The organism is Candidatus Woesearchaeota archaeon, from assembly GCA_026394965.1.
Classification (GTDB): Archaea; Nanobdellota; Nanobdellia; order Woesearchaeales; family 0-14-0-80-44-23; genus JAPLZQ01.
In genome coordinates this window covers 1-4,360 of sequence record JAPLZQ010000076.1, presented here as the reverse complement: position 1 = coordinate 4,360, position 4,360 = coordinate 1, and the positions used below count along the sequence as shown (strand labels likewise).

4 protein-coding genes, 1 tRNA gene and 1 pseudogene are annotated in these 4,360 nt (G+C 41.3%); 5 read left to right on the top strand and 1 reads right to left on the bottom strand.

Annotated elements, in window-relative coordinates; translation table 11 throughout:
• The 3 genes from NTV63_03240 to NTV63_03230 all read left to right on the top strand — a co-directional run.
• Positions 1–1,371 (top strand): hypothetical protein (locus tag NTV63_03240; protein MCX6709936.1); only part of this gene is annotated, 1,371 nt, incomplete at its 5' end.
• Between the two features lie 100 nt (positions 1,372–1,471).
• Positions 1,472–1,545: transfer RNA gene (locus tag NTV63_03235), tRNA-Pro, on the top strand.
• Positions 1,546–1,842: 297 nt separating this feature from the next.
• Positions 1,843–2,289 (top strand): hypothetical protein, encoded by a 447-nt coding sequence (locus tag NTV63_03230; protein ID MCX6709935.1) that lies wholly within the window; start codon positions 1,843–1,845, stop codon positions 2,287–2,289.
• Positions 2,290–2,306: 17 nt separating this feature from the next.
• Here the strand turns inward: NTV63_03230 and pth2 are convergent, their stop codons facing one another.
• A complete protein-coding gene (gene pth2, locus NTV63_03225; GenBank protein ID MCX6709934.1) occupies positions 2,307–2,672 on the bottom strand; it encodes a peptidyl-tRNA hydrolase Pth2 in 366 nt (121 codons plus the stop codon).
• Positions 2,673–3,056: 384 nt separating this feature from the next.
• Here pth2 and NTV63_03220 point away from each other — a divergent pair.
• Together NTV63_03220 and NTV63_03215 are read left to right on the top strand one after the other, a co-directional pair.
• Positions 3,057–3,239, top strand: a pseudogene (locus NTV63_03220) (TRAM domain-containing protein).
• A 314-nt stretch (positions 3,240–3,553) separates the two neighbouring features.
• On the top strand, positions 3,554–4,219 hold the full coding sequence (locus tag NTV63_03215; GenBank protein MCX6709933.1) for a hypothetical protein: 666 nt from the start codon (positions 3,554–3,556) through the stop codon (positions 4,217–4,219).
• Positions 4,220–4,360: the final 141 nt, after the last annotated feature.

Below are 4,360 nucleotides of genomic sequence, written 5' to 3'. Positions count from 1 at the left end.
GAGTGCCGCGCTTCAGCAGGAGTGTGCGATGTTGAAGAATATTGCTCAGGAACATCCACATTATGCCCGGCTGACAATTTCCAGCCTTTAGGAACATCATGCAGCGATGGAAATTTCTGCAACGGAGCTGAAACCTGTAATGAAGGAATATGCATTTCAGGAATCGCTGTTGACTGCGCTGCAAATGATGTTTTGGCAGTCTCTTCCTGCAACAATAATCCCGACGGCAATCCACTTACCTGGGATTTCAGAGATTCTTTTGCATCAAGCTGCGATGAAATTTCAGATTCCTGCACTCTCGGAAGCACAGATATTACTCATTCGTGCAGCATCAGCTCCTGCGGAGCTGAATGCGATGAGCAAAATGCATGCTTGGACAAATGCTCTGGCAATTTGAAATACGCAGGAGGAATATGTGATTACGCCAATTCCTGCGCCTGCTCATATGATGTTGAGAATTGCGATTTACAAGACGGATGGTATGACACAGGCAGCAGCAGATGGATAAACTTTGAACAATGCAAGCAAAAAGAGCAGAAAGCGCAGGAAAGCAGGGATTATTCCTGCAGTTTCGCGCTTTCAGTGAGCTGCACTTACATAATAACAAGAAACAAATGGGTTGACACAGGCGTAATAAGAAACAAGCAGCAGGGGAGTTCCTGCAATGACGCCTTATGGTGCTCAGGAACAGACAAGTGCGACGGATTGGGAAACTGCATCCAGGCAACTGAAAGATGCTTGCCATATAATAATGCAGAAATAGCAACATGCAGGAATAATCCGGACAATAATAGATATACCTGGGATTATCTGCCTGCATTTAAATCCCAATGCGATGAAACCAATAGGATATGCACAAGATCTTCTTATCAGATGACTCACATCTGCGACACCGCCAACTGCAATGCAGTGTGCATTGCCGGCGATAAGCAGAGCGAAGTATGCGGACCTGCCCAGATTGGAGAGTGCAAGCAAGGCATTCACACAAGGGAATGCACCCCATCGTGCGTATGGGGCTCATGGAGCGAATGCGCTGGAGCAGCATATCCTGCAAAAGAAATATGCGATGCAAAAGATAATGACTGCGACGGCTCTATAGATGAGGGCTTTGACTCAGACAAGGACGGGGTTCCAGACTGCGCTGACAGATGCCTGAACACTCCCAAGAGAACAGCAATTGACAGCGTAGGATGCTCAGCAGAACAGTTCTGCAATTTGATAAATACATTAAATCCAACTGGACTCGCTCAATGCCCGCTTGCAGACTGGAAATCCAACGAACCCAATTCACCAAATGACTGCCATGTTATTACTGTCAAAAAAGGACGTTTATCAGAAACAAGATGCAGCGCAGCTCCAGATGCAAATTAAAGCATTCACATCCATTAGTTAAAAAAATGAAAGACAAGAAATCTTAATCTGCATAAGGACAAAAATATTTAAAGGGGGCATAAAACCTTCTCAAAATTACGGGGCTGTAGTATAACTTGGTTAGAATCCCAGGTTCGGGACCTGGTGATCCGTGTTCGAATCACGGCAGCCCCAGAATTTTTTGCAAAAAAATTCAGTAAAAGCAGTCAAGTGGGACATTGCTTCGCAATTCCCACGAAATATCTGAAACTAATTTGCAAAAAAATTCAGTAAAAGCAGTCAAGTGGGACATTGCTTCGCAATTCCCACGAAATATCTGAAACTAATTTGCAAAAAAATTCAGTAAAAGCAGTCAAGGAGGGCATAAAGCCCTGTGAAATAATTCTAAAAAGTAGTCACTTAATAATAGTTACACACAGAAAGATTTAAATAATAGCGCAAATTATCCCATCTCATATAAAGGTCGGAAAGATGATAAAGGAATTTGACTACAACCATTATGATTACAGAACTCTTGAGGAACACCTCAAAGGAAAAGGTTATATTGAAGAATATCCTGGAGTTGGCGACGATTTCTTATGCGAGGAACAGCACATATTTCTTGAAGAGGCAAAAAGGTGCAGCCTAAAGTATCTGGGAATAAACGGCAATATTGTCCAATATGAGATAGAAAGGGAGCCTGAAAGGATACCAATGCTCAGGTTTGAGAAATGCATTGCTGATTCGTTGAGGGCTTTTGTGCTTAGCGAGGCCACTAAAAGAACTGTAAAAGCGCTTTATGACAAAGGGGAAAAGACAAGAGAAAGAACATCACGTTCAATAGGCAACATTGAAAAAATTCTTGATGAAATAGAGAGGAAAAGCAAAAGAGTTAAAGAATCTGGCCTTCTTGAAGTTTCAGACTGCGAAGAAGAGTAAAAAAATATTAAAATTCTTTAAAGCATTGCAAGATGCCCGGTTATTGTGTCAATTTTGCTGCTTAATGCAGGCCCAATCCCCACGCAGCTCTTGGTTCCCGGCTGGAGGAAAGTTCTTCCGGCATCAATTATGAGAACAGCGACAAGCCCCTCATCCTTTGCCATCTGGAAATATCTCAGGAGCTCCTTTTCAGTCTCAACTTTAAGGATAACCTTTTTCCCCCCGTTTGAGTGCCAGTTTTCCAGAATCCTCTTGTCAGTATTCAATGCAGCATCAAGAGAGGCATGGCTCACCTGCGCAGCAAGCTTGCCCTTCGGCATGTGAAGCTCATTCCTTACTATTATTACCTGTTTGTATTCAAGTTCGCTGTTTTCCCGTTCCATTTAGGGAGGAAGTCAAAAGGGGTTTTATAAATCTATCGCAAAGAACTATTCCTTAAAGAGAAATAATCAGTATACATTTTAATATATCCCATTTTTTCAAGGCAGAAAACATCTTTATTTTCAGCAATGTTTAAATACTCAATAATAAAAAATAAGCTCATTAGCTTAGAAGGCTAAGATTAGAAAATGTTGGATAACAGATTTAAAAAAAGGCTTTTTCTAAAGTGCTTTTGTGATTTGTTTTCTGGCATTTTAAAACAGGACAGGGTGTAAGTAAATATGCGAGATAGAAATTATAGCTCGGAAAGCTATGAAGAAGATAGCGGGAATAGAAGGAATTTCAGGGGAAGAGACGGCGGAGACAGGTTCAGCGGCGGAAGCAGCATGACTCCCCCAGTCAAGGAAGGAGAAGAGCTTGACGTAACAATTGAAGCAATAGCCGCAAAGGGAGACGGGCTTGCCAAAAAGCAGGGCTTCGTAATCTTTGTTCCAGGAACAAAAGAGGGGCAGAATGTAAGAATCAGGATTACAAGAGTTCTCAGAAGGCTTGCTTTCGGAGAGGTAGTCGGAGCAGCATCAGCAGCTCCTGCTGAAGAAAAAAAGAAGGACTCAGAGGATTTCGGGGAAGAACCCAAAAAGGAAGAAAGCGAAAAGAAGGATGAATCTGCGGAATCTGAAGAATCCGAAAACCTTGAAGCTGAAGATTCAGAGAATTTCTAAAACGCCAGGAATTTTCTGGCTTTATTTATTTTTTAATATTATGATTTTTTGACAGCATTATTCTTATTGACAATTCTTAAATCTGCGATTTAAACAAAATTGTTATTTTTGCAACTCTAAAATAGTAACTTTTATATATCTGTTAGCAAAATCATGAGATTATGAATCTCGATGAATTCTTAAATTCGCAGGAGGAAATTTATGATTCCTTCAGGGACATCTCCAATGTTGTTCAGTACGGGCTTTCCCCTGATGAAAATGCGCTTGGAACAGGCGGATACATTATTGCATTAAGGCATTCCCGTGCCATATCAGATAAGATAAGCGATTTTGCAAATCTTGTTTCAAAAGTTGTCCCTTCAATAGCATACAGCTCAGAGGATATCCACACCACTATCTCTGATTTTTCTGTAGGCATGAATTTTTCGCCGGATAATAAAGTCCTTGACAAACTCTGCAGCATTGTTAAAGCATCGCTTGCAAACCATGATGTTTCTGCCCCTGAAATTAATTACGGCAAATGGCTTTACAAACCAGATGCAGTGATTGTCCCAGGAATCCCTGATGAGAAATTCATAGAACTTTCAAATGCGGTTGTTGAAGAGGGGAAAGAAGCAGGGTATAATCTAAGAAATCCCTGGGGCGCCCACATAACCGCTCTTCGGATAACTGAAAAAAAGCCGGCAAATGAGCTTGCACAATTCTACAGCCTGGTGGAATTTGCTCCCATCATTGGTAAAAGCAGGGCTGAGTCGGTGGATGTGGGATATTTTTCCCTTGACAAAAACAGATTCTCATTCACTCCCTGCGAGAAATTCAGGATTTAGGAAATATTATACAAAAAAGGCGTTAAAACTCATTACAAAGAAATTCCAAAGGAATTTCTTGTGCCAAAATTCGCTTGGCGAATTTTTGGTACTTTAGTTGCGAGATACAGCGCCTTTTTGTACAACAAAATCCGAGATTTT

Coding starts and splice junctions, on each gene's coding strand:
- NTV63_03230 (MCX6709935.1), top strand. CDS start 1,843: ATGATAAAGGAATTTGACTACAACCATTATGATTACAGAACTCTTGAG.
- pth2 (MCX6709934.1), bottom strand. CDS start 2,672: ATGGAACGGGAAAACAGCGAACTTGAATACAAACAGGTAATAATAGTA.
- NTV63_03215 (MCX6709933.1), top strand. CDS start 3,554: ATGAATCTCGATGAATTCTTAAATTCGCAGGAGGAAATTTATGATTCC.